Source organism: Saccharicrinis sp. GN24d3, assembly GCF_052400645.1.
Lineage (GTDB): Bacteria > Bacteroidota > Bacteroidia > Bacteroidales > Marinilabiliaceae > Saccharicrinis.
This window is the reverse complement of sequence record NZ_JBQTGI010000018.1, coordinates 26,534-48,620: the sequence shown is the minus strand read 5'-3', so window position 1 is coordinate 48,620 and position 22,087 is coordinate 26,534. Positions and strand designations below refer to the sequence as shown.

Annotated in this window: 22 protein-coding genes; 5 read left to right on the top strand and 17 right to left on the bottom strand. The window is 39.3% G+C overall.

Going from position 1 to position 22,087, the window contains the following annotated elements; translation table 11 throughout:
- Positions 1-230 precede the first annotated feature (230 nt).
- The 3 genes from ACT29I_RS19400 to ACT29I_RS19390 form a co-directional block, all read right to left on the bottom strand.
- Positions 231-623 (bottom strand): HIT family protein, encoded by a 393-nt coding sequence (locus tag ACT29I_RS19400; RefSeq protein ID WP_430932909.1) that lies wholly within the window; start codon positions 621-623, stop codon positions 231-233.
- A gap of 10 nt (positions 624-633) precedes the next feature.
- On the bottom strand, positions 634-1,107 hold the full coding sequence (gene greA / locus ACT29I_RS19395) for a transcription elongation factor GreA (RefSeq protein ID WP_430932910.1): 474 nt from the start codon (positions 1,105-1,107) through the stop codon (positions 634-636).
- 253 nt (positions 1,108-1,360) lie between these two features.
- Entirely contained in the window at positions 1,361-1,777 is a 417-nt protein-coding gene (locus ACT29I_RS19390) for a hypothetical protein (protein WP_430932911.1), read from the bottom strand.
- 135 nt (positions 1,778-1,912) lie between these two features.
- Here ACT29I_RS19390 and ACT29I_RS19385 point away from each other — a divergent pair, with 135 nt between their 5' ends.
- The gene (locus ACT29I_RS19385) at positions 1,913-2,356 is read left to right on the top strand and encodes a Rieske (2Fe-2S) protein (protein WP_430932912.1); all 444 of its coding nucleotides are present in this window, start codon (positions 1,913-1,915) and stop codon (positions 2,354-2,356) included.
- A 260-nt stretch (positions 2,357-2,616) separates the two neighbouring features.
- On the opposite strand, the gene pheS is transcribed toward ACT29I_RS19385, so the two are convergent.
- From pheS to ACT29I_RS19355, 6 genes are all read right to left on the bottom strand, one after another.
- Positions 2,617-3,636 (bottom strand): phenylalanine--tRNA ligase subunit alpha, encoded by a 1,020-nt coding sequence (gene pheS / locus ACT29I_RS19380; RefSeq protein ID WP_430932913.1) that lies wholly within the window; start codon positions 3,634-3,636, stop codon positions 2,617-2,619.
- Between the two features lie 446 nt (positions 3,637-4,082).
- Positions 4,083-5,381, bottom strand: coding sequence for a peptidylprolyl isomerase (locus ACT29I_RS19375; RefSeq protein WP_444794179.1), 1,299 nt, complete (start codon positions 5,379-5,381; stop codon positions 4,083-4,085).
- A gap of 198 nt (positions 5,382-5,579) precedes the next feature.
- Positions 5,580-6,380, bottom strand: coding sequence for a peptidylprolyl isomerase (locus ACT29I_RS19370; RefSeq protein WP_430932915.1), 801 nt, complete (start codon positions 6,378-6,380; stop codon positions 5,580-5,582).
- A 341-nt stretch (positions 6,381-6,721) separates the two neighbouring features.
- Positions 6,722-7,588 carry a peptidylprolyl isomerase gene (locus tag ACT29I_RS19365; protein WP_444794178.1) on the bottom strand — a complete coding sequence of 289 codons (867 nt, stop codon included), beginning with the start codon at positions 7,586-7,588 and terminating at the stop codon, positions 6,722-6,724.
- A gap of 17 nt (positions 7,589-7,605) precedes the next feature.
- A complete protein-coding gene (locus tag ACT29I_RS19360; RefSeq protein WP_430932917.1) occupies positions 7,606-7,965 on the bottom strand; it encodes a hypothetical protein in 360 nt (119 codons plus the stop codon).
- A gap of 45 nt (positions 7,966-8,010) precedes the next feature.
- The gene (locus tag ACT29I_RS19355; protein WP_430932918.1) at positions 8,011-8,634 is read right to left on the bottom strand and encodes an HD domain-containing protein; all 624 of its coding nucleotides are present in this window, start codon (positions 8,632-8,634) and stop codon (positions 8,011-8,013) included.
- Positions 8,635-8,682: 48 nt separating this feature from the next.
- On the opposite strand from ACT29I_RS19355, the gene ACT29I_RS19350 reads away from it, so the two are divergent.
- From ACT29I_RS19350 to ACT29I_RS19340, 3 genes are all read left to right on the top strand, one after another.
- Positions 8,683-8,844, top strand: a complete 162-nt coding sequence (locus ACT29I_RS19350; protein WP_430932919.1) for a hypothetical protein — start codon at positions 8,683-8,685, stop codon at positions 8,842-8,844.
- Between the two features lie 872 nt (positions 8,845-9,716).
- Positions 9,717-10,070, top strand: coding sequence for a hypothetical protein (locus ACT29I_RS19345; RefSeq protein ID WP_430932920.1), 354 nt, complete (start codon positions 9,717-9,719; stop codon positions 10,068-10,070).
- Between the two features lie 21 nt (positions 10,071-10,091).
- Positions 10,092-10,805 carry a tetratricopeptide repeat protein gene (locus ACT29I_RS19340; protein WP_430932921.1) on the top strand — a complete coding sequence of 238 codons (714 nt, stop codon included), beginning with the start codon at positions 10,092-10,094 and terminating at the stop codon, positions 10,803-10,805.
- Positions 10,806-11,003: 198 nt separating this feature from the next.
- On the opposite strand, the gene ACT29I_RS19335 is transcribed toward ACT29I_RS19340, so the two are convergent.
- The 8 genes from ACT29I_RS19335 to hpt all read right to left on the bottom strand — a co-directional run bounded on the left by ACT29I_RS19335 (position 11,004) and on the right by hpt (position 21,319).
- Positions 11,004-11,843: an MBL fold metallo-hydrolase gene (locus ACT29I_RS19335; RefSeq protein WP_430932922.1), complete on the bottom strand. Its 840-nt coding sequence runs from the start codon at positions 11,841-11,843 to the stop codon at positions 11,004-11,006.
- 48 nt (positions 11,844-11,891) lie between these two features.
- Positions 11,892-12,407 (bottom strand): shikimate kinase, encoded by a 516-nt coding sequence (locus ACT29I_RS19330; RefSeq protein WP_430932923.1) that lies wholly within the window; start codon positions 12,405-12,407, stop codon positions 11,892-11,894.
- A 31-nt stretch (positions 12,408-12,438) separates the two neighbouring features.
- Positions 12,439-15,069 (bottom strand): DNA gyrase/topoisomerase IV subunit A, encoded by a 2,631-nt coding sequence (locus ACT29I_RS19325; protein ID WP_430932924.1) that lies wholly within the window; start codon positions 15,067-15,069, stop codon positions 12,439-12,441.
- A gap of 21 nt (positions 15,070-15,090) precedes the next feature.
- Complete coding sequence (locus ACT29I_RS19320) at positions 15,091-16,923, bottom strand: DNA topoisomerase IV subunit B (protein ID WP_430932925.1); 1,833 nt, start codon at positions 16,921-16,923, stop codon at positions 15,091-15,093.
- Between the two features lie 401 nt (positions 16,924-17,324).
- Positions 17,325-19,151 carry a MutS-related protein gene (locus tag ACT29I_RS19315; RefSeq protein ID WP_430932926.1) on the bottom strand — a complete coding sequence of 609 codons (1,827 nt, stop codon included), beginning with the start codon at positions 19,149-19,151 and terminating at the stop codon, positions 17,325-17,327.
- Complete coding sequence (obgE, locus tag ACT29I_RS19310; protein WP_430932927.1) at positions 19,115-20,119, bottom strand: GTPase ObgE; 1,005 nt, start codon at positions 20,117-20,119, stop codon at positions 19,115-19,117. The genes ACT29I_RS19315 and obgE overlap by 37 nt, the downstream gene beginning before the upstream one ends.
- A gap of 73 nt (positions 20,120-20,192) precedes the next feature.
- Positions 20,193-20,765, bottom strand: coding sequence for an adenylate kinase (locus ACT29I_RS19305; protein WP_430932928.1), 573 nt, complete (start codon positions 20,763-20,765; stop codon positions 20,193-20,195).
- 17 nt (positions 20,766-20,782) lie between these two features.
- Positions 20,783-21,319: a hypoxanthine phosphoribosyltransferase gene (gene hpt, locus ACT29I_RS19300; protein WP_430932929.1), complete on the bottom strand. Its 537-nt coding sequence runs from the start codon at positions 21,317-21,319 to the stop codon at positions 20,783-20,785.
- A 123-nt stretch (positions 21,320-21,442) separates the two neighbouring features.
- Between hpt and purE the strand changes: the two genes are divergently transcribed.
- A complete protein-coding gene (gene purE, locus ACT29I_RS19295; protein ID WP_430932930.1) occupies positions 21,443-21,949 on the top strand; it encodes a 5-(carboxyamino)imidazole ribonucleotide mutase in 507 nt (168 codons plus the stop codon).
- Positions 21,950-22,087 lie beyond the last annotated feature (138 nt).

The following is a 22,087-nucleotide window of genomic DNA, read 5'->3' as shown; positions in this document are numbered from 1 at the left end:
ACAATAAAACAAGGCATTACTGAAACGAGGCATAACTTGTCCCGATTACTTTCGGGAGCATCGTTCAGGTGAGCTGAAGTGATGCAACGAAGTGTCTTGTTTTAAAGAAATTTCAATGGGTAATAGAATTCCTAATGCATATTGCGCGTTAAATCACCCGCATGAACTAAAAAAAGGTTGGGCGCCAATGACGCCCAACCTTTTTTTTAGTAGTATTCTATCGATAAACCTTAAAGGTTATCCTTAATTTTTTGTGTAATCTCATTAAACTGCTCAGGCGTAAACTTAAGTTTCGGATTTGAAAAGTTGATGTCACCTTCACCCTGAAGAGGTACCAAATGAATATGAGCATGGGGAACTTCCAAGCCTAAAACAACAACTCCAACCCTTTTACATTCCACCGCCTTGTCCAATGCCTTTGCTATTTTTTTAGCAAACACATGTAAACCTGCCAGTGTATCGTCATCCAAATCAAAAATATAATCTACCTCATCCTTGGGAATCACTAGCGTATGCCCTTTCTGCAATGGGTTAATATCCAAAAACGCAAAAAACTTATCGTCCTCTGCAATTTTATAACAAGGAATTTCTCCTTTAACTATTTTCGAAAAAATGGTTGACATAAAGTATCGTTTAAATAGATATTTCTACAATTTCAAAAGTCATTAAGCCGGATGGCACCTGGATTTCTGCAAGATCGCCCACTTCTTTTCCCAACAACCCTTTTGCAATAGGAGTTGAAATAGAAATTTTACCTTCTTTAAGGTTGGCTTCACTTTCCGGCACCAAAGTATAGGTCATTTCGGCATTGTTTTTCAGGTTTTTAATTTTCACCTTGTTCAACAACTGTACCCTGGAAGTATCGATTTTCGATTCGTCAATTATTCTTGAGTTCGCCAACACACCCTTTAGTTTGGCTATCTTCATCTCCAACATACCTTGCGCTTCTTTTGCAGCATCGTATTCCGCATTCTCCGATAAATCCCCTTTATCCCTGGCCTCGGCAATCTGCGCCGAAATACTGGGTCTCTCTACCGATTCTAACTGGTGCAATTCTTCCTTTAATTTTCTCAAACCCTCTTCGGTAAGATAACTTACGTTTGACATGTCTTTCCTCCTTTATTTAGGTAACATCTAAAAACCGTTATTTTAAAACATGACTTCGTTATTCTCTAAATTAATTCCCTCATTTACATCACTTAACCGCGGATTTAATCTATCAAAAGCCTTGTCATTTTTCACAATATTCAATTCTTAGAAACCACCTGTATTCTATATAAAAAAATAAAGAATCCCGGAAACCGAAACTCTTCGTTACAAAGATATAAAAATATGTGTTTAAATTGAAACCGGCTTTTTGTTAATATTCAGGCCGCTTGAGAATTTCGGAATAAACAACGGCCTTTCTCAAATCAAAATCAATTCCTTCAGGTTCCTTTTGCCATTCCTCTTCCTTGATTTCTGGTTTTAGCTGGGTACTTTTAATCCGGGTAAAGGTTTTTTCCATCTGCCTCTTCTTCTCTTCCATAGCTCTATCCGGTTCCCTTTGCATTGCGTGCTCCTGAACGAATACAGGTTTTGGCTGTTCAATCCCCGGCTCATCGCTCAGTTCCTTTTCCAAACCCGGTATTGGTTCATCAAACGTCTCCCCTTCCTCATCTTCAGACATTATTGGCGGTGTTGCTTGTTCAGCTTTTCTGCTGTTTTTTTTCATAAGGCTGTAGACAATACCTATAATTGCAAAAACTATATATAATAAATCTCCAAAATCTTCCATTAGTTTTAATTTACAAACAATAAAGTTATAAAAATATCTGTTGATTTATAATAGGCATTATCCTTTTTTTAACCGGATACATAATACTGATAGTTTTTTGATAAGTTTGCATTATATTTTAATTATTTAATTACCATGAAATCCACCTTGTTTTCTACTTTCATTATCGCCGTGCTGCTGCTTGCTAATTCTTGCACCGCTGACACGGAAGACATAATACCTAACATTAGTTTTACGGCTCGGCTCAATTACATTGCAACCGATCCCCAATACAATCAGAATAACCCTTTCATCGTTACTCACGACTCGTACGGAAACTACATTGGAACGGCTGGAGTTGTTATATTTATGCTCACCCAAGAAGAATATTACGTATTTGATTTGATGTGTCCATACGAGAAACAAATAAGTAGTTTGGTGGAGATTGAAGAAAATGGCATCAACTGCGTATGCCCAACTTGCGGTTCCAAATTTGCAATTGCCAATGAGTACGGGGGATTACTGGAAGGCCCTTCCAATTGGTCACTTAAAAAATATAATTCCGAGGTAAGGGATGGTACCTTATATATTTGGAATTAAAATTAAAGCGAGTCTCATTTACCACAGCTTGACATTTTGTCTGTTTTGATAAAAAAATAACGGGAGTTTCCCCTTAACAATGTGGGCGATAAATATAGTTCTATCTGGAACGACTTTGAAGGGGGATTTACTAACCGGATTCAATCCCCCTGTATTTTCTTCATTTGAAACTCTCCATTACTCCTCTCTTCGCTAAGGTAAAAATGCCTTAACCTGGCTCCTTTGAGTTAATACGTAGGTGAGAGGTATATTAGCAAGAGTTAAATATTCGCTTTAAACTGCTCCAGGAAACGGACATCGTTTTCGAAAAACAGACGGATATCTTTAATTTGGTATTTGAGCATGGTGATACGTTCTATTCCCATACCAAAGGCAAAACCTGTATATTTTTCACTGTCAATATCAGAATACTCCAATACGTGAGGATCTACCATACCGCAACCTAATATCTCGACCCAACCTGTATATTTACAAACGTTGCAGCCTTTTCCACCACAAAGCGTACAAGAAATATCCATTTCGGCAGAAGGTTCTGTAAACGGAAAGTACGATGGTCGCAATCTGATTTGTGTTTTCTCACCAAACATCTCCTTGGCAAAATAAAGCAAAGTCTGCTTTAAGTCGGCAAACGACACATTCTCGTCAATGTACAATCCCTCTACCTGATGGAAGATACAGTGTGCGCGGGCCGAAATAGCCTCGTTGCGGAATACGCGACCAGGAAAGATAGAACGGATAGGCGGCTGCGTTTTTTCCATCACCCTCACCTGTACTGACGAAGTATGGGTACGCAACAACACATCTGGGTCTTTCTCGATAAAGAAGGTATCTTGCATATCCCTTGCCGGATGCTCCTCGGGGAAATTCAAGGCTGTAAACACGTGAAAATCGTCTTCAATCTCTGGTCCTTCGGAAATATTGAAGCCCAATCGCGCAAAAATATCCACAATTTCGTTACGCACCAACGATAAAGGGTGACGGCTACCCAGTTTCATAATGGTCCCCGGAAGTGTTAAGTCAACACCGCTTCCTTTTACCTGGGAATTAGCAAATTGTTCTTTTAAGTCGCTAATAAGCTCTTGCGCCTCATTTTTCAGCACATTGATTACCTGTCCTACCTCACGTTTTTGCTCGTTGGGGATCGTTTTAAATTCGTTGAACAGTTCCGAAATAATACCCTTTTTACTGAGGTACTTGATTCGTAAGTGCTCTGCTTCTTCTGCCGATTGGGCAGTAAGCTGCTTTATTTCTTCGCGTAAAGCATTTATTTTATCCAGCATGGTTGGCTTCTTTTGTATATTATTCTGAATCCGCAAATTTAATAAAAGGAATAAAATAGAATGATAGATTTTAGATAAAAGATAAGTGATTCGCAGAATAACTTATTGAGTCAAACAATTTTCCTCTTTCCTGTGCATTGCACGAAGGCGCTAAAGCGACACAAAGCCCGACAAAAGTGTGTTTTGTTAAATAGCCAGACATGCGATGGCAGCGATTAAATATTTAATCCTCCATGTAGCATTCGGAGTGCGACTAATTACATTACGCCCAATGTCGTACCCCAAATAATAAATCCTACCTTCTAAGAATCTCAATCTTTATAATCCGTATACCATTTAGTAAATGAATTAATCATTTAGATCACGTTGTTTATAATTGCTTTTCATTTATCGATCCCCAACTAATACATTACCTTTCCGAAGTTGAAATAATCCCCACAAAGATTTCACCTCTTTAGAATATCTATCCCAAGAATCCGTATATCCTTCACGGGCCTGTCCACCGCATAAGTTTCAACGGCAGCGATCTCATCAACCACATCCATGCCTGAGGTTACTTCTCCAAAAACAGCGTATTCGCCGTCGAGGTGGGGAGCACCGCCAACCGTGGCGTAGGTGTTTATTTGTGACTGGGTAAAGCGGATCCCCTTCTGTTTTTCGATGTCTTTGAGCTCATCCAAAGTGAAAGTTCTACCCGAGATAATATAAAATTGCGAACCATCAGAACGGTCCTTGGGGTTTCGCTCCGGGGGCATTTTGGAAGCAGCAATGGCGCCCCGTTTATGGAACAACCCGGGAACAATATCAGTTTTAAGATTATAACCAGGCCCCTGCCATCCCACAATATCGTCTTTGCCGGCATATTTGCTATCGGCTGCTCCGGTTTGAATCAGGAAGTCTTTTAAAACACGATGCACCAACAGGCTGTCGTAAAACTGGTCGCTGACCAACTTGATAAAATTATCGCGGAAGACAGGTGTTTGGTTATACAGCCGAATACCAATATTACCCATGGATGTTTTGATACGGAATCCTTTTATATCCTTATAAGAAGGATATACTTTATTGGTTTTTGTCCTTAGGTCGTAAATGGATTTTTGTTGCTTTAGTTGCTTTTTGCGCAAAGCGATTATTTCAGATGACGGAATTAGCGTAGAAACTTTTCCGCTGTCGGTATTTTGGTTTTGTACCATTCCCACCAGGTGATGTAAAAAGGTAAATGCGGGTAATCCGGATGCCATATTTTTACTCAATTGATATAGGATAAGGGAATCACCTTTTATCTTCGTAACTTCAGCTTTGGGTGCATATATCTTTCTTGATTTACGATATAAACCTGCAATTGAATCCGGAATATTTTTAATAGACTTTTCCAGCTTCAGGTAATGGAGGTTCTCTTTCCAGGTTTTCAGGATGACCAGGTTATTTTCGATATCATAAGCCGTATATCCTGCCACATCGTAATAATCGTTGGTTCCTACAATGGTTACCTTTGCCTTGAAGCTTCCTTTAATCAAGTCCAGGTTGGTAATCAAAGTTTTTGAGGAGATATAGAAACCGTAGCCCTGTTTAAGCAAGCGGTTGTAATGGTCATAGGTTTCTATGGTTACAACGGCTTTGATGTTTCGTAGGTAAGAACCTTTGGGGCGGGATAGTTCTTCCCTGGCAACCGTTGTTTTTTGCTGCTTGGGCTGGCAGGCAACTAAGGTAAAAACTACGAGTAGAAATGCACCAATTTTAGTCATAAAACTATCTCCTTATACATAATTGAACCCCATTCAGGGTTCTCTTTATTTCATATAGTGCCACGGGTTTCACCCGCGGTTATTCAAAATTAAACCACTTCGTGGTTTCTCATACACTTATGTAAAGACTTATTTCCTCTTTCTTTCCTAACTACCCACAATCTGTTTAATCTGAAAAATCTGCGGACAAGCATTAACTTACAATATTCTTACGACCAATTTAACATCGGTATAAGGACGGCTGTTTTTATCCGTTTTTAAGGCAGCGATTTTTTCTACCACATTAAAACCGCTGACCACCTCGCCAAAAACCGTATAATCACCATCCAGCTCAGGCAGTCCGCCTTTGGTTGTGTAAATTTGTTTTTGTTCTTCGGTGAATTCCAATTTATGGGACAAGGCGTATTCAACGGCAATCTTATCTTTTATCTCCCGTAAACGTCTGTTAAATTCCTTCGGGTTCTCTGCTTTTAACTTCCGGAGTTCTTCCTTATGAGGATTATAAAATTTTTTTTTGAGCTTAAGTTTTATCGGGTTGTTTATGGCCTTCTGCAATAACGCCAGTTCTTCGTGTTTATACACCTTGCCATGAACGATATAAAACTGGCTGACGTCCGACATTTTAAAGTGATTGATATCTTCTGGCTGACGCGGCGCACAGATAGCGCCCTTTTTATGGAAGCGGTTTTCGCGAAATTCGGAATCGATATTGAGTTTGGCACTCCCATATCCAATATGCTTTCCGGCCGGGGCATTTTTAGAGTCGGAAGAACCCCCTTGAATCACGAAGTTCTTCACCACCCTATAAAACAAGGTTCCATCGTAATGTCCTTCTTTGGCCAGTTTTAAAAAGCTATCGCGATGTTTGGGGGTATCATCGTACAACATGATTTTAATATCACCCATGTTGGTGGAGATGATCACATGCCGGCTTTGGGAGTAACCCCGGTCAGCACACAAAAGTAATATTACAAGTATTAAACCTAATAATTTTCTCATTGTAATTTAATTAAAAAAGCGCCACTTTATCCTCTTCTCTTTAGCGATTTACAAGGCCTTACAATTTATAAGTTTGATCAATATTTTTGACTTTTGAGACAACCCCCTAATAAAACCCAACCCATTCAGGGGTGTTTTGCTCACTAGTATTGAGTTCGTAAAGTTACAAAGTAAAAAGTTTATAAAGTGAAAATGTCATTTTTAGACTAGAATACAATTACTTGCAATTGTCATTTACACTTTGAAGTTCTTAATGTAATTTATTGAACGCTCTACTAGTAAGTTCCTACAACCTATTACCTTAATCCTATTTCCTAATCCCTATACCCTATTACCTTACCCTATTCCTTGATCACTTTGATTTCCATCACAATGTCTTTCAGCGGTCTGTTCCTTCCATCGGTTTCTTCTTCCGCAATCAGGTCGATGACCTCAAGACCGTAGCGTTTGCCAAACATAGATCCTATTTTCTCCATCAGACACTTATCTTCAATCACCTCCCCAAACACGGTATAGCTTCCATCCAGATGCGGGGTTCCCCCTACGGTTTTATAAATCTCTTTAATATTTTCGGGAATACTAAACTCAGGTTCTTCACCATATTTTTGGTTGACCTCGGCCATAATTTTATTCTGCAAGGCCATCATCTTGCTTTCATCCCCGATCTTCTGAAGCACATTTAGCGAGTCGTTATATTCTGTCAGCAACTGATTGAAAATACCTCTTTTTTTCCCTTCGCGGGTTTGATTCTCGATTTTTGTCAACTTATCATCTTCAAAAACTTTTCCCTGAACAATGTAAAACTGCGAACCTGAAGAACGCTTTTCGGGGTTAGTTCGGTCACCTTCCCTGGCAGCGGCCAAAGCTCCTTTTTTATGAAAAATGGCAGGATAAACAAACTCGGCCGGTAAAGTATAACCCGGGCCACCCTCTCCCAAATGCATACCCGCTTCTGCCCCTTTCGAATCCGGATCTCCCCCTTGAATCATAAAATCTTTGATCACACGATGAAACAAGGTACTATCCAGATACCCTTCCCTGGCTAGCTTTAGAAAATTGTCTCGGTGTGCCGGCGTTTCATTATAAAGCCTAAGCTTAATATTCCCATGGTTCGTTTTAATAAGAACAATGGGTTCGTTTGATTTTGGTGAACACCCATAAATACTTACAAAAAATGCAGTAAATAACAGAATTAATATCTTTCTCATCGTTGTTAGATTGTGTGTTATAATTTTTCGCCAAGATATTCGATCATAGCCTCTTTCAAAATACTTTCCCGTTCCGAAGGCGGAATATCATCAATAACATTAACTACGGTAAAGGAAGGCCAACCACCTTCGTCCAGTCCCTCTCGCTTATAAAAACCTTTATGCTCAAACAGAACACACCGTGCCAAGTTAATCAAATCCATTTTCTCTTCCTTAGAATATTTAATATAGCCTGTTCCCCGTTCTTGTATGCCAATTAAAAACAGCAGAAAATCGAAGTCCGCCAATACATTAAACCTTTTGCTGACCTTTAGCAGCAGCTCTTCCCAAACATTATCTTTATGATCCATCGCTATAATTTCGTTCAAAAATACCATAATTGGCACCTTAAAAATAATACTTTGCCCAAAAATGCCATAATATTATTTTTTAGGCCCATTAAGTAAATATCCTTTTCGCCTGGCATCATCCACCATCCGCAATACTTCGTTCCACAGGGTTTCAGAACCTTCCTTCACAGGATTGTTCCTTTTTAATACTGTATCGGCAGTGACTCCATGTTTTAACCATTGTTTGCCATTGGTTTTATAATTATGAAGTATGGGCATAAAACGGTCAATTGCGCCCACAAATTTTGCCTCGGCAGTTTCCCCTGCTTCAAACTCCTCCCAAATTTGCGTAAACTCTATTCTCAAATCATCGGGAAGCAGTCCAAAAATCCTTTTTGCAGCTTTTTGCTCCCGCTCATCCTTGTCATGATGGGCATTTTCATCGTATGCATAAGTATCTCCCGCATCAATTTCAACCAAATCATGAATAAGCACCATCTTCACTGCTTTTATTAAATCTAAATATTTTTCGTTAGCGTATTCAGCAAGCACAAAGAGGGTTACAGCCATATGCCAGGAATGCTCGGCATCATTTTCCTGTTTTGATGAATCCATTAATAAAGTTTGCCGTATAATCTGCTTTACTTTATCTATTTCGATGATAAAATGGAGTTGTTGTTGGAATCGGGATGATAAATTGGAATCTAATTTTGGCATAAATATTGGTTTAATAGGGTTAATTGAAGGAGACTAACATAGTTAGAGATGAAGAAAATACAGGATAAAAACGAATATTTTGGTTATGCAAACAGTGTTTGGTTGCCTATTTTTAGTGACGAGGAACTTCATGAAGTACTGGAAAGAGTTATTCTAATAAATCCCGGACATCCGTTAATTGCCGAACCGATATTAATTGGCAAAAATTAATACTACAGATCTATCAATTGATGGCTTCATATTTTTTTGAGGAGCTAATGCATGAAATCCGACCTCCTTATAATTAGGATTCCGGCTTCTTGGCGGGTATTACTTGCATTTAAGTAAAAATCATTTTCTGGTATACCCCCTTGAACAAGGTATTTTTTTGGCGATTTCTGCTGGTATTCTTTATTATTCATGTAATAGCTCATATCAAACAATCTCCCTCCCTGGTAAGTATTCATAACAAAATTCTAAACTGGCATTATAGCCGTTAACTTAGAAATCATGTTAACATTTTGAATACAACATTAGTTCATTGCATCATGAAACTTAAAGTACTAAAACGAAAAAAGACCCAAGGGCAGCGGGTCTTTTTTCTTCCGGATTTTTTTTATCTGATTTAAGGGAAAAGGGTATTATTTTTTCCGAGCACTAATATAGAGTTTATTTTTATTTTTTAACAAACTTTTAACTATAAAATTGTAAAAAAACAGCTGTTTAAAGCAAGAATTAACATTTATACTCCTACCATTAAGTCATTTGGACATGTAATTTCCATAATACACCAGTTGTTAAATCCGTTAACATATTTTACAAAATACTTATCATTTATTTAATACTACAACTGTTGACTGATACCCGGGATAATACCGATCACTTATCAAAATGCGCCTTTATACGATTCGCATCGAAGCTATATTGTAAAGTATCGGCATTTACCATTGTAACAAGCAAAATACTTATCGGCATATTAAATATACAATTGGAATAAAAAGTTATCTGTGTTTTAAACCTTTTTATATTTTTGCTATCCAAGTACCAAAGCGTGCAAACAGACTAACCGAAATGTGTGGAAAGGTTAGATTAAAAGCAAAACCATGAGACAATTAATCATATCATTGATGTTTCTGCTAATGGCGGGAAACATTTTTGCGCAGGAAGCTGTCCTAAAAAAGGAAGTTCCCGATGTTAAAACCATAGAAATACGATCAAACAGCAGGCAGCAATCCGTTGTTAAACGGGATAATTACCATCAGCGCTTGGATATACGAATGTTGCAGATGAATCGAATGATAAAGATGTCGAAACAGCAGCGCAGGGCGGTTATGAAAGCCTTAAAACAAAATCCGAAAGCAAATAACAAAAAGCTGTTACAACTGAGAAAGGCACAGCTACAAAAACTTAAAAAACTACAAAGACAAAGAGCTTTGAAAAGAAAACTGAAGCGCTAGTTAACCCAATTGATGAAAACCATGACCACAATTAAATTTCTATTGATTTTGCTGTTAGGTGCTTCCATTAGTGTTTCCGGGCAAAATAAAATTGAAGACCTTGTTAAACAAGGCAATAAACAACTTGAAAAAGGACAGTATGACAAAGCCGTTGCTTCGTTTCAACAAGCTATTGTCATTAATAAAGATGATGCCCGTTTATATTACTATTTAGGCAACACATACTTTGACATGGATAGTTTGGAAAGGGCCATTGAAAATTACAGAAAATGTATAAAACTTGATAGGAAATACATAGATGCTTATTATAATATGGCCAATGCATTGTACGAAAAAGAAGATTTCAATGGTGCTATTGATGTCTTTACCGAGCTTTTAGCCATTGATTCGGAATATTACGACGCTTATTTTGACCGCGGGAACGCCTACTACCAGCTCGGCAAGTTTAAAATGGCAATTATGGATTTCGACACAGGTATTGAGATCCGACCCGATTATGCCTTTGCCTACTACGATAGAGCCAATACCTGGTTTCGAATGGGTAATTATGCGGATGCTATCATAGATTATACGCATGCCATAGAATTGGATAGCGAGATTGCCGACTTTTTCTTTAACCGTGCCATCGCACATTTTAATATGGAAAGCAAAAGCGCCGGATGTTCCGATTTAAACAAAGCAGCCGCTCTTGGCGACGAAGGTGCAACGTTTTATTTGATGGAGTTCTGTAACTGAATAGTAGTGTCAATAATAAAGAGTATAGGTGATAAGAAGCCATAGGGTAAAGTACAACCTACGATTTGTAAGGGTAGGTATGAATTTCAGCCCCACCCCCTTCTCTGACGTGGCACTTCCCCCTTGCCTCGAGGCTAAAGGGAAGAGCCATTCGTGGGATACTTATTGATGGTACTTTTATAATTTTCTCGATCTCATTTATTTTATTTCCTCAAGTTTAAAACTTTCACTATTTGTAATTCCCTTATCTGCTTGTTTCAAATAGCAGCATTCATTATATAAGTCGTGCTCAAATAATAAAATGTAATTATTTTGCAGTGCTTCATTTAAAAAGTCGCGTTTTTCATTCATCGAAGTTACCGGATCAATATCGTAAGATGCTACCCATGCCTCCGGAATACTGGCCATTACCGGAATTAAATCCGCAGTAAATACAAGCGTCTTACCCATATATTTAACAAAAGGAATAATCTGCCCCTTCGTATGGCCGTGAAATAGCCTCAGCTCAATATCCTGAGTAAGCCAGGTGTCATCCTTGATCAATTTCAACCTTCCCTCTTCCAGAACAGGTAAAATATTTTCCTTAAAATACACCGATCCCTCCCTAACGTTTGCATGGTTAAAGTTATGCCATTGGGCCTCACTTAGCCAATAAGCAGCATTGGGGAAGGTAAGCGACAAGTTTCCATCATCATCTTTTTGCACAGCACCACCACAGTGGTCAAAGTGTAAATGAGTAAGTATCACATCCGTGACTTCTTCAAATGAAATGTTAGCTGCATCGAATGATTTTTCCAGGGAGTCATCCCCATTTAAATGGTGATACGAAAAGAATTTTTCGCTTTGTTTATTACCTATTCCGGTATCTATTAAAACCACCCTGTTTTCGGTCTTAACAAGCAAACAACGCAATGAAAGGTTACAGTAATTCTGACTGTTACAAGGGTATTTTTTCTCCCACATCACTTTGGGCACCACCCCAAAAACCGCACCTCCATCTGCCATAAAGTTGCCGGCTTCTATCTTATGTAATTGCATGAAAATTTCTTTAGTGATTTTTCCAAAGCTAGAATCTTTAGAAAAGGTTTAAGAATGGTTACGGATAGCATTTACAAAATCCTCCACCACCCAATTATCGGCATCGGCTATCAGTTTAGCCTTGGTATAAAAACCTTCCCTTTCCGCTAGTTTAACAGCTATATAGTCAAGAAGTTCATCACCTTTTTTCCCTTTAATCAGCGGGCGCTGCGACTTCGATGTTTGTAATCTATTATAAATAACCTGAGGTGTAAGCTGAAGATAAATTGATAAACCCGTATTGTTCATTACCTCCATATTATTGAAAAAGCAAGGCGTTCCGCCTCCCGCTCCAACAATTACCTTTTCAAAACAACTTATTTCCCCGAGACATGAGGCTTCTATCTGACGAAAACCATCTTCCCCTTTTTCTTCAAATATTTGAGGAATGGTTTTATGATACTTATTTTCGATAAAATGATCCAAGTCTAAAAAAGTCCATCCTTCCATGGCATTTGCCAGCCAACGGCCAAGCGTGGATTTCCCGCTGCCCATAAATCCTATCAGGTAAACTCTTTTGGTCATTTCCATAGCTTTAGATACGAGAATTTGAACTTTAAAACAACGACATCTGATCTTTATCTTCCCTGTCTTCTCCCTCCTTATTTTCAGGTTCAGCGGGTTCTTCCGGCTCTTCCTTTTTAATCAACGGTTCCAACTCGTTAATTTTTGAAACTTGATAGGTCGTTAACCGTTTGCCTCTGGCCTTAAAGCTTTTCACCCCAATGAACTCATCTACCTCAACAATCATCTTATCGCGATCCTTATCTTCCCCCCCGAATTTTACTTCCAAGCGAGGGTAATCCACTGTTGTTACCCTAACCAGATAGGATCTGTTGTTTTCTCCGATAAAACTTTGCGCCTTGGTTGAAGCTTCTAGCTGGAACCTTTTTAAGTAGTAATATTTTTGATCGGCATCGTAATAGGCAACAGACCATACCTTATCTGATTTGTATTTTTCGATCAACAAGATATTGTCCTCGTAATGATTGGTCAGATCAAAATTAGTGTGGTAGTAATGACCATCCTTGGTAATCACCAGAATCAAATCATCTGCATGAAACTCTCCCAGATATTCTCCCCTGCTGTCGGAATTTAATCTGAGCACATCTTTATCGAACCAAATTTTCCGTCCACCAAGTGTAGAGACTCCCTTTTTGCGCAGGGCCACTTTCTGAACCTCGTATTTGGTAAGAATATTACCCATGGCACCTCTACCTTTAATGGCCAGGCCGGCCATATCGAAGTCGAATATCATATTACGAATTCTGGCCTTTGGTTTCAGCATAATTTTGAGCACCTCGGCCTCTCCATTTGGGTTAGCGCTAAAGTACAATATGTCCGATCCTTTTGTTCCCTTTGTGACATCATATTCTTTGTCGCGGGTGATTCCGGTGACCGCAAACCGCTTAACATATACTGCACCTGCCTTCCCATCCCGGTAAACCACGTTATAGATGGTTCGTGTATCGGATTTTTTGAAAACTGCCAGATGCAACACTCCTTTGCCGATAAATGCCTTGTCGGATACTTTTGTAATCAAATAACGACCATCTTTATAAAAAATAATAATATCGTCTATATCCGAGCAATCGCAAACAAACTCGTCGCGTCGCAGCGACGTTCCCATAAATCCTTCCTTCCGATTGATATACAGTTTCTCGTTTTTCACCACAACTTTGCTTGCTTCAATGTTCTCAAAGCTTCTGATTTCGGTTTGTCGGGGATGATTTTTACCGTACGTTTTTTTGATATGCTTGTAATAGTTGATACTGTAAGGGATGATATTTGCCAGATTGTATTCAATCTGTTCCATTTCTTCCTCTATGGAAGCAATATACTCATCCGCCTTTTTGGCATCAAACCTCGAAATACGCTTAATCTTAATTTCGGTTAGTTTAATAATATCATCGCGTGTTACCTTTCGGCGCAAGATCTCTTTAAACGGGTCCAAGCCATGATCGATGGTTTGGATAATGGCCTCCATCGTTTCACACTCCTCAATTTTCTGGTAAATTTTGTTTTCGATGAAAATACGTTCCAGGGAGGCAAAATGCCAGGCCTCTTCCAGCTCACCCTTGCGAATCTCCAACTCACGTGTCAACAAATGAACCGTATGGTCGGTATTCCGCTTTAAGATTTCGGAAACCGGCATAAACCTAGGCGTGTTATCCTCAATCAAACAGGAGTTGGGCGAGATTGAAACCTCGCAATCGGTGAAGGCATATAGCGCATCTATCGTTTTATCCGTAGAAACACCGTTGGGCAAATGGATAAGAATCTCCACCTTTTCCGCGGTGTTATCGTCAATCTTTTTAATCTTAATTTTACCCTTTTCGTTGGCCTTTATGATAGACTCGATTAAGGTGGAGCTATTCTTACCGAACGGAATGTCGCTGATATTCAGGGTCCGGTTATCTTCCTTGACTATTTTGGAACGTACTTTTACCGCTCCTCCTCTTAGCCCATCGTTATAACGGGAAACATCAGCCATCCCGCCGGTCGGGAAGTCCGGGAATATTTCAAAGTCCTTACCTTCCAAATGACAGATAGAAGCATCGATCAATTCATTAAAGTTGTGTGGCAAAATTTTGGAAGCCAAACCCACTGCAATACCTTCAACACCCTGGGCCAAAAGCAACGGAAACTTAACCGGGAGGGTGATGGGCTCTTTGTTACGGCCATCGTAACTCATTTTCCAATGCGTGGTTTTGGGATTGAAGACTACCTCCTGGGCAAACTTGGTCAATCTGGCTTCGATATAGCGCGGAGCGGCTGCACCATCCCCTGTTGCCACGTTACCCCAGTTTCCCTGGGTATCAATCAATAAGTTCTTTTGCCCCAATTGCACCAAGGCATCGCCAATTGACGCATCTCCGTGCGGGTGAAACTGCATGGTAAAACCAATAATGTTGGCCACCTTGTTGTATCTCCCATCGTCCATCCGCCGCATGGCGTGAAGAATACGTCGCTGAACCGGCTTTAAACCATCGTTGAGGTGAGGCACCGCGCGTTCAAGAATCACATATGATGCGTAATCCAAAAACCAACTTTTGTACATGCCTCCCAAATGTGAAATCCGCGTTTCTGTATACGGTTTTTCTGTACCTTGATCTTCGTCCGAATTAAACTCTTTGCGGTTAGGCGCTAATTCTTCCTCGTTTTGTGTATTATTTTCGTCGCTCATTCTTCTGGTGCATTATAAAAATTATGCAGGATCTTCTTCTACTACAAGATTTTCAATAATAAATTCCTGGCGGTTTGGTGTATTTTTACCCATATAAAAAGTTAGCAGTTCCTTCACCGAATCTTCTTTTTTCATCCGTACCGGTTCCAACCGGATATCTTTCCCGATAAAATGCTTGAACTCATCGGGACTAATCTCGCCAAGTCCTTTAAATCGGGTTATCTCGGGATTGGCGCCCAGTTTTTTCATGGCAGCTTGCTTTTCTTCGTCGGAGTAACAATATATGGTCTTCTTTTTATTCCTGACCCTAAACAATGGCGTCTGCAGAATATACAGGTGGCCGTTTTTAACCAATTCGGGGAAGAATTGCAAAAAGAAGGTAATCAACAACAAACGGATATGCATTCCATCCACGTCGGCATCCGTAGCAATAATAACGTGGTTATACCGCAATGTTTCCAAACCATCTTCAATATTAAGGGCCGCCTGCAACAAGTTAAACTCCTCGTTCTCATATACCACCTTGCGTGTTAATCCATATGAGTTAAGGGGCTTTCCTTTTAAACTAAAAACCGCTTGCGTATTCACGTTTCGTGCTTTAGTAATGGAACCACTGGCCGAGTCACCCTCGGTAATGAAAATAGATGAGTTGGGTGCATCCTCATTGTTGGTGCTGTAATGTACCCGACAATCACGCAGTTTCTTATTGTGCAAGCTTACTTTCCGGGCTCTTTCTTTGGCCAGTTTCTGGATACCTGAAATAGCTTTGCGCTCTTTTTCGGATTCCAGTATTTTCTTCATCAAAAGTTCTGCCGTTTCAGCATTTCTGTGCAGGAAGTTATCCAGCTCCTTTTTAATAAAGTCTACAATGAAATTTCTGACGGAAGGGCCTTGAGGGCCCATATCCTTAGATCCCAACTTGGTTTTTGTTTGCGACTCAAAAACAGGCTCTTCAATTTTTATACTGATGGCTGCAATAACCCCAGTTCGGATATCCGAAACATCGAAGTTTTTATTGTAAAACTCTCGTATTGTTTTTACTAAGGCCTCCCTGAATGCAATCTGATGTGTACCCCCCTGTGTGGTATGCTGCCCGTTTACAAAGGTGTAATACTCTTCTCCATACTGGTTTCCATGCGTCAATGCCACCTCAAAATCATCTGTCGAAAGATGAATAAGTGGATAAATCCCCGGAGAGGTCATGTTGTCGTTAAGTAGATCCAACAAGCCATTCTTCGATTTATACACTTTACCATTGAAATAGATAGCTAAACCGGCATTTAAATAGGTATAGTTTTTCAGAAGTGGCTCGATGTACTCGTCTCTATAGTTATATTTATCAAAAATAGACGAATCCGGTTTAAATGTCACAAAGGTTCCGTTCTCTTCGGAGGTTGGCTCAATCTCGTATTCTTTAATGATATTCCCTTGTGAGAAATCGACTTTCTTACATTCCCCTTCACGAAAGGCTGTCACCGAGAAATCTGCGGATAGCGCATTTACGGCTTTGATACCAACTCCGTTAAGCCCCACAGATTTTTTAAACACTCTAGAATCGTATTTTGCCCCGGTATTCATTTTCGAGGCCACGTCAATCACTTTACCTAAAGGAATTCCTCTACCATAGTCGCGGATGGTAACGATACCTTCTTGCACGGTGACATCAATCTTTTTCCCAAACCCCATCATATACTCATCGATAGAGTTGTCCATAACCTCTTTTAAAAGCACATAAATCCCGTCATCGGGATAGGAACCGTCACCCAGCTTACCAATGTACATACCGGGACGTTTGCGAATATGCTCTTTCCAATCTAACGTTCTTATAGCGTCTTCTGAATACTGCTGCGACATAGCTTGTTTTTTTAAAGAAAATCTCCCAAATATAATAAAACAGGATTTTGTTTGGTAATTCTTTTATCAACAATAGGAGGCAGATTGTTGTCTATTGTCAAACTGTTATTGTGTTTACCCAGTTGGTAAGTTTGTGGAACGACCTGTCAATCTATCATAATTTAATGTATATTCCTATTGAAATCTCATTTTAAAAAAAACGGGTCCAACTAAATGAACCCGTTTATTGCAAATTTTGTGAACCGAAAATTAATATAACGGTAAAAACACTCCTCATGAATTAATTTTAAAAATTTAATCAATTGGAGATTGAGTAATATCCCTGTAAAAAAAACCAAAAAAAACTTTAAAACATAGTGTTTTAGCTATTTTTTTGGCTCTAATCAAAAAATAATTCTTTATTAATTGTTCGCAATTATACCCATACGTTTCATTAAGAAAGTAGCATTATGATTTTGAGTGACTCCAAACTGCAATTTATAATCGAAATGTAATTTGTTGTCCGTATTTTCAACTTCAAAACAGCGATTAACAATTTTACCATCCGTTTGATCTTCGAGCACGCCCAATTCCAGATCATGCGTTGCTATCATTCCAAAAGCGTTTAAAGACAGCAGGTGTTTAATCAGTTCCATCGAACCATAGGTTTTATCATTGGAGTTGGTCCCCTTTAAAATCTCATCAAGAATTATAAACACGTCGTTACCCTGCTTAAGTTGTTCAATGATGTACTGAAGGCGCTTCAACTCCGCAAAAAAGTATGACTCGTGCTTCATCAGCGAGTCCGTAGTTCGCATATTGGTAATCATCGACATTGGCCTGAAAGTCATAGCGCTTGCGCATACAGGCATTCCACATCTGGCTAATACTAAATTTAAACCCACAGTCCGTAAAAAAGTACTTTTACCGGACATATTAGCCCCGGTAATTAACGAGAATATTGATTCTTTAAAATCATAATCGTTGCAAACCCGTTCGCCTCTGTCCAACAAAGGATGCCCCAGATCTTTAGCCTGAAGTACTGTTTGTTTTTGCGGCAGGGGAAATACAAAATCAGGGTGATTAAAAACATATCCAGCCATACTGTTTAATGCATCTATTTCATGCACCACATCAATCCACTGGTCAATTTCACTTCCGAATTTCTCCAACCACAGTTCAATCTTATTCACATATCTATAATCCCAAAGCAAGAAACCGTTAAGCAGAAACCCGACAAACATGCTGTTTCGCTGGTCAAACTGGCTCATGTATTTACTGAGTTTACGAATTATTTTTGATGCCGTGACGTTTTCAACACTAAGCTGACTTTGTAAAGCTGTCAATTTTTCTGCGCTATATTTTTCATTCACTATTAGATCGGTTAGTATGGCATACTTTTGCAATATTCCGGTAAGCGATGAAAATTGCTGGTTAATTTTATTGATTTCTTTAATATTGAATCCAACAATGCCAAGGTTTATTAAAAAGATAATTATTGGCACACCGGACGGCAATTCAAAGAATGAAAATATGAGGGAGATACAAAACAATATGGGCATTGCAATAAGCAGCGAATAAAATAGTTTGCCTTTTGACTGGAAAAAAGGCTTGTAACTCTTAAAAGATTTAATCCTGTTTATATCTTCTTTTGTTTCGTCCAACATTTTCCCCTTAGCAAAAAAACGCTGACGAAAATCCAATCTCTCCGATAAATCTATGATAGATTTTTGTTCGGTTAAAATACTGTTGCAGTCCGTATAGGGAGAACAAATTTTGTTTTTAAGTACATTGGTGCCTTCCAAAGTTGAAGTCCGGTTAATATACTGAAAGAACGAACCTTCTCCGAACATGTCCAAATCGTGAGAATAATCGTGCCGGGGATCAATAAATTCGCTACCCGGATCAAAGCAACTCCAATCGCCTTCCATGGCTTTTCTCTCATTCCGGTTAAGACCTTGCCATAGATACATTTCCGCCTTATACTTTCTATAGGAAATAGATCGCTTAACTAAAACGCCAAAGGCAATAGCAAAACCAACAAAAAGAATTGCCGAAGCAACTATGGAATATTCATAAACATAAATAGGTGCGGCAAATAATAGAATAAAAATCAATAAACGTAACCAACCTAAACGAACAAGCTTACCGGATACATCATCGATTTGTTTGGTATATAAACTCGCCCGTTCGCTATACTGTTCGCATAGTCCTATATATCTTTGTTGGATTCCTCCAATGCTTTCCATATCATATCTTTTAACTCAGTGATACCTAAATTGGCCACCGAAGATATAAAAGTATATGGGATTTCGGGAAGGTCTTGTTTGATTTCCTCCATTAGCTCCTCGTCCAACAAATCGCACTTTGAAATCGCTAGAAGCCTTTCTTTGTCGAGCAGTTCGGGGCTGTAATTTTTTAGCTCATTTAAAAGAATCTCATATTCTTTTTTAATATCATCGGCATCGGAAGGAACCAAAAACAGGAGAATGGAATTGCGTTCAATATGCCTTAAAAATCTTAATCCAAGACCTTTCCCTTCACTTGCTCCCTCTATAATCCCTGGAATATCGGCCATCACAAACGACTTGTAGTCGCGGTAGTTCACAATCCCAAGATTCGGAACAAGGGTAGTAAAAGGATAGTCGGCGATCTCGGGTTTTGCGGCGGACACTACCGACAACAGGGTCGACTTGCCCGCATTTGGAAACCCCACCAAACCTACGTCGGCTAAAACTTTTAGTTCAAGAATAACTGCAATTTCCGTCAAGTCTTGTCCTGGCTGGGCGTATCGAGGCGTTTGGTTAGTGGAGGTTTTAAAATGCATGTTTCCTCTGCCTCCAAGTCCGCCTTTGGCAATAATGAATTCCTGATTTTCTTCAGTTATTTCACAGATAACTTCTCCTGTCTCAGCATCTTTGGCAATGGTTCCGAGCGGCACAAAAATGGTTTTGTCATCACCTTGCGCTCCATAACTACCTTGTCCGCCACCAGACATGCCATGACCGGCAAAAATATGGCGCTGGAACTTAAGATGAAGCAGGGTCCAATGGTTACGGCTTCCTTTTATAATTACGTGTCCGCCTCTGCCTCCATCGCCACCATCAGGCCCTCCCTTGGGGATAAACTTCTCGCGACGCATATGCATAGAACCAGCCCCTCCCTTTCCTGAACGACAGAAAATTTTCACGTAATCTACAAAATTGCTGCTTGCCATAACCTAGTTTTTAATAGAACAAGCCACGGGCAGGTATAACCTCCGTGGCTTTATATAAAATTAAAATAATTGCCTAATTGGCAGAATCAATAGCCTCTGAAATTGACTCAAATATTTCCTCGATACTACCTACGCCTTTAATTGATTTATACACTCTTTTCTTTTTATAGAAATCAATGACCGGCTTAGTTTGTGTTTCGTATACCGAGATTCTTTTTTCGATAGTATCCAAATTATCGTCGGAACGACCAGAGGTTTCACCTCTTTTAAGTAAACGCTCTATCAATTCCTCCCTGGGGACTTCAAGGTTTACCATTACGGATACTTTGGTTTTATATTCACCTAACAACTCATCCAGCGCAGCAGCCTGTGCTTCGGTCCTTGGAAAACCATCAAAAATAACCCCGTCGGTATTTGCCAATGATTCAATTTTGTTGTCAATCATTCCAATAATGGTTTCATCAGGAACCAATTCCCCTTTGTCGATGAAACTTTTAGCAATTGTGCCTAATTGAGTGTGACCGCTAATTTCGGCTCTCAATAAATCTCCGGTTGAAATATGAGCTAAGTTATACTTCTTAATAATATTTTCGCTTTGGGTACCTTTACCCGACCCCGGAGGGCCAAAAATTACTACGTTCAACATTTTAACTATATTTTATTTTATTCTACTACGGTATAAATGTCAGGCAAATTTCTTCCATAACCGTCATAATCCAATCCGTAACCTACTATGAAATCGTTCGGAATCTCCAGTCCGATATAATCTACGTTAATATCTGCCTTACAAGCTTCGGGCTTAAACAGCATACTTGCTATTTTAAGATCCTTTGGTTTGTAACCCTCTAACTGTTTTATAATTTTTTCGATGGTTATACCGGTATCAATTATATCCTCCAGAATCACAACCGTTCTGCCTTCAATATTCTCGGTTAATCCGATCAATTCTTTTACGGTTCCGGTTGTTCCGGTTCCTTCGTACGACGACAATTTAACGAAGCTGATCTTACATGGAAAATTTACCTTTTTCATTAAATCGGCCGCAAACATAAACGAACCATTTAAGATACAAATCATTAATGGGTCGACACCTGCCAGCTCCTTATTCATTTTATCCGCGATTTTTTCAATCGCTCCATCAATCTCCTTATAAGATAAAGACAGCTCAAACTCCCTGTCTAATAACTTTATGCGCTTCATTAATTGGGGGGATTTTTTAAATTAATGGCGCAAAAATACAAAAAAAACCCGTGCATGAGCTATTTTATTTTATAACTTATTAATTTTGCGCTAGTTTAATCATTTATTACAAACAGTTTTACTATGCAAGCAGTAGTTAGTATTATTATGGGTAGCACGTCCGACTTGCCTGTTATGGAAAAGGCAGCCCAAGTGCTAAACGATTTAAAAATTCCATTTGAGATAAACGCATTATCGGCGCACAGAACCCCTGAAGCTGTTGAAAAATTTGCTAAAGGAGCCGAAGACCGAGGAATAAAGGTAATTATAGCTGCTGCCGGTATGGCCGCTCACCTTCCCGGCGTAATTGCTTCCATGACCAAGTTGCCAATTATTGGCGTACCCATTAAAGCCTCTCTGGATGGGCTGGATGCCCTATTGGCGATTGTTCAAATGCCTCCTGGAATTCCCGTTGCAACTGTAGGTATCAACGGTGCCCAGAATGCAGGTATCCTAGCCGCTCAGATGATATCTCTTGGCGACAGGGAATTAGCCGAGCGGGTTGCAGCTTTCAAGGACAACCTAAAGGTAAAAATTGAAAATGCCAACAAGGAATTAAGCGAGATTAAATATGATTTCAAAACCAACTAAAAGTTTAGGCTTGGTTATTTGACATATTTTTGTAGAAGAATACTTGCTATCGTATTACAAATAAGGTAACTTATAAGGTGAAACTTTTGGTTGCCTTTTTTTATGACCCCTAACCGTATTTTACAATGGATTGCCTAC

Coding starts and splice junctions, on each gene's coding strand:
- greA (WP_430932910.1), bottom strand. CDS start 1,107: ATGTCAAACGTAAGTTATCTTACCGAAGAGGGTTTGAGAAAATTAAAG.
- ACT29I_RS19400 (WP_430932909.1), bottom strand. CDS start 623: ATGTCAACCATTTTTTCGAAAATAGTTAAAGGAGAAATTCCTTGTTAT.
- ACT29I_RS19315 (WP_430932926.1), bottom strand. CDS start 19,151: ATGGAAAGCATTGGAGGAATCCAACAAAGATATATAGGACTATGCGAA.
- ACT29I_RS19375 (WP_444794179.1), bottom strand. CDS start 5,381: ATGACTAAAATTGGTGCATTTCTACTCGTAGTTTTTACCTTAGTTGCC.
- ACT29I_RS19330 (WP_430932923.1), bottom strand. CDS start 12,407: ATGACCAAAAGAGTTTACCTGATAGGATTTATGGGCAGCGGGAAATCC.
- ACT29I_RS19340 (WP_430932921.1), top strand. CDS start 10,092: ATGACCACAATTAAATTTCTATTGATTTTGCTGTTAGGTGCTTCCATT.
- ACT29I_RS19320 (WP_430932925.1), bottom strand. CDS start 16,923: ATGTCGCAGCAGTATTCAGAAGACGCTATAAGAACGTTAGATTGGAAA.
- purE (WP_430932930.1), top strand. CDS start 21,443: ATGCAAGCAGTAGTTAGTATTATTATGGGTAGCACGTCCGACTTGCCT.
- ACT29I_RS19325 (WP_430932924.1), bottom strand. CDS start 15,069: ATGAGCGACGAAAATAATACACAAAACGAGGAAGAATTAGCGCCTAAC.
- pheS (WP_430932913.1), bottom strand. CDS start 3,636: ATGCTGGATAAAATAAATGCTTTACGCGAAGAAATAAAGCAGCTTACT.
- ACT29I_RS19365 (WP_444794178.1), bottom strand. CDS start 7,588: ATGAGAAAGATATTAATTCTGTTATTTACTGCATTTTTTGTAAGTATT.
- ACT29I_RS19370 (WP_430932915.1), bottom strand. CDS start 6,380: ATGAGAAAATTATTAGGTTTAATACTTGTAATATTACTTTTGTGTGCT.
- ACT29I_RS19335 (WP_430932922.1), bottom strand. CDS start 11,843: ATGCAATTACATAAGATAGAAGCCGGCAACTTTATGGCAGATGGAGGT.
- ACT29I_RS19390 (WP_430932911.1), bottom strand. CDS start 1,777: ATGGAAGATTTTGGAGATTTATTATATATAGTTTTTGCAATTATAGGT.
- ACT29I_RS19305 (WP_430932928.1), bottom strand. CDS start 20,765: ATGTTGAACGTAGTAATTTTTGGCCCTCCGGGGTCGGGTAAAGGTACC.
- ACT29I_RS19350 (WP_430932919.1), top strand. CDS start 8,683: ATGAAGAAAATACAGGATAAAAACGAATATTTTGGTTATGCAAACAGT.
- ACT29I_RS19385 (WP_430932912.1), top strand. CDS start 1,913: ATGAAATCCACCTTGTTTTCTACTTTCATTATCGCCGTGCTGCTGCTT.
- ACT29I_RS19345 (WP_430932920.1), top strand. CDS start 9,717: ATGAGACAATTAATCATATCATTGATGTTTCTGCTAATGGCGGGAAAC.
- obgE (WP_430932927.1), bottom strand. CDS start 20,119: ATGGCAAGCAGCAATTTTGTAGATTACGTGAAAATTTTCTGTCGTTCA.
- hpt (WP_430932929.1), bottom strand. CDS start 21,319: ATGAAGCGCATAAAGTTATTAGACAGGGAGTTTGAGCTGTCTTTATCT.
- ACT29I_RS19355 (WP_430932918.1), bottom strand. CDS start 8,634: ATGCCAAAATTAGATTCCAATTTATCATCCCGATTCCAACAACAACTC.
- ACT29I_RS19360 (WP_430932917.1), bottom strand. CDS start 7,965: ATGGTATTTTTGAACGAAATTATAGCGATGGATCATAAAGATAATGTT.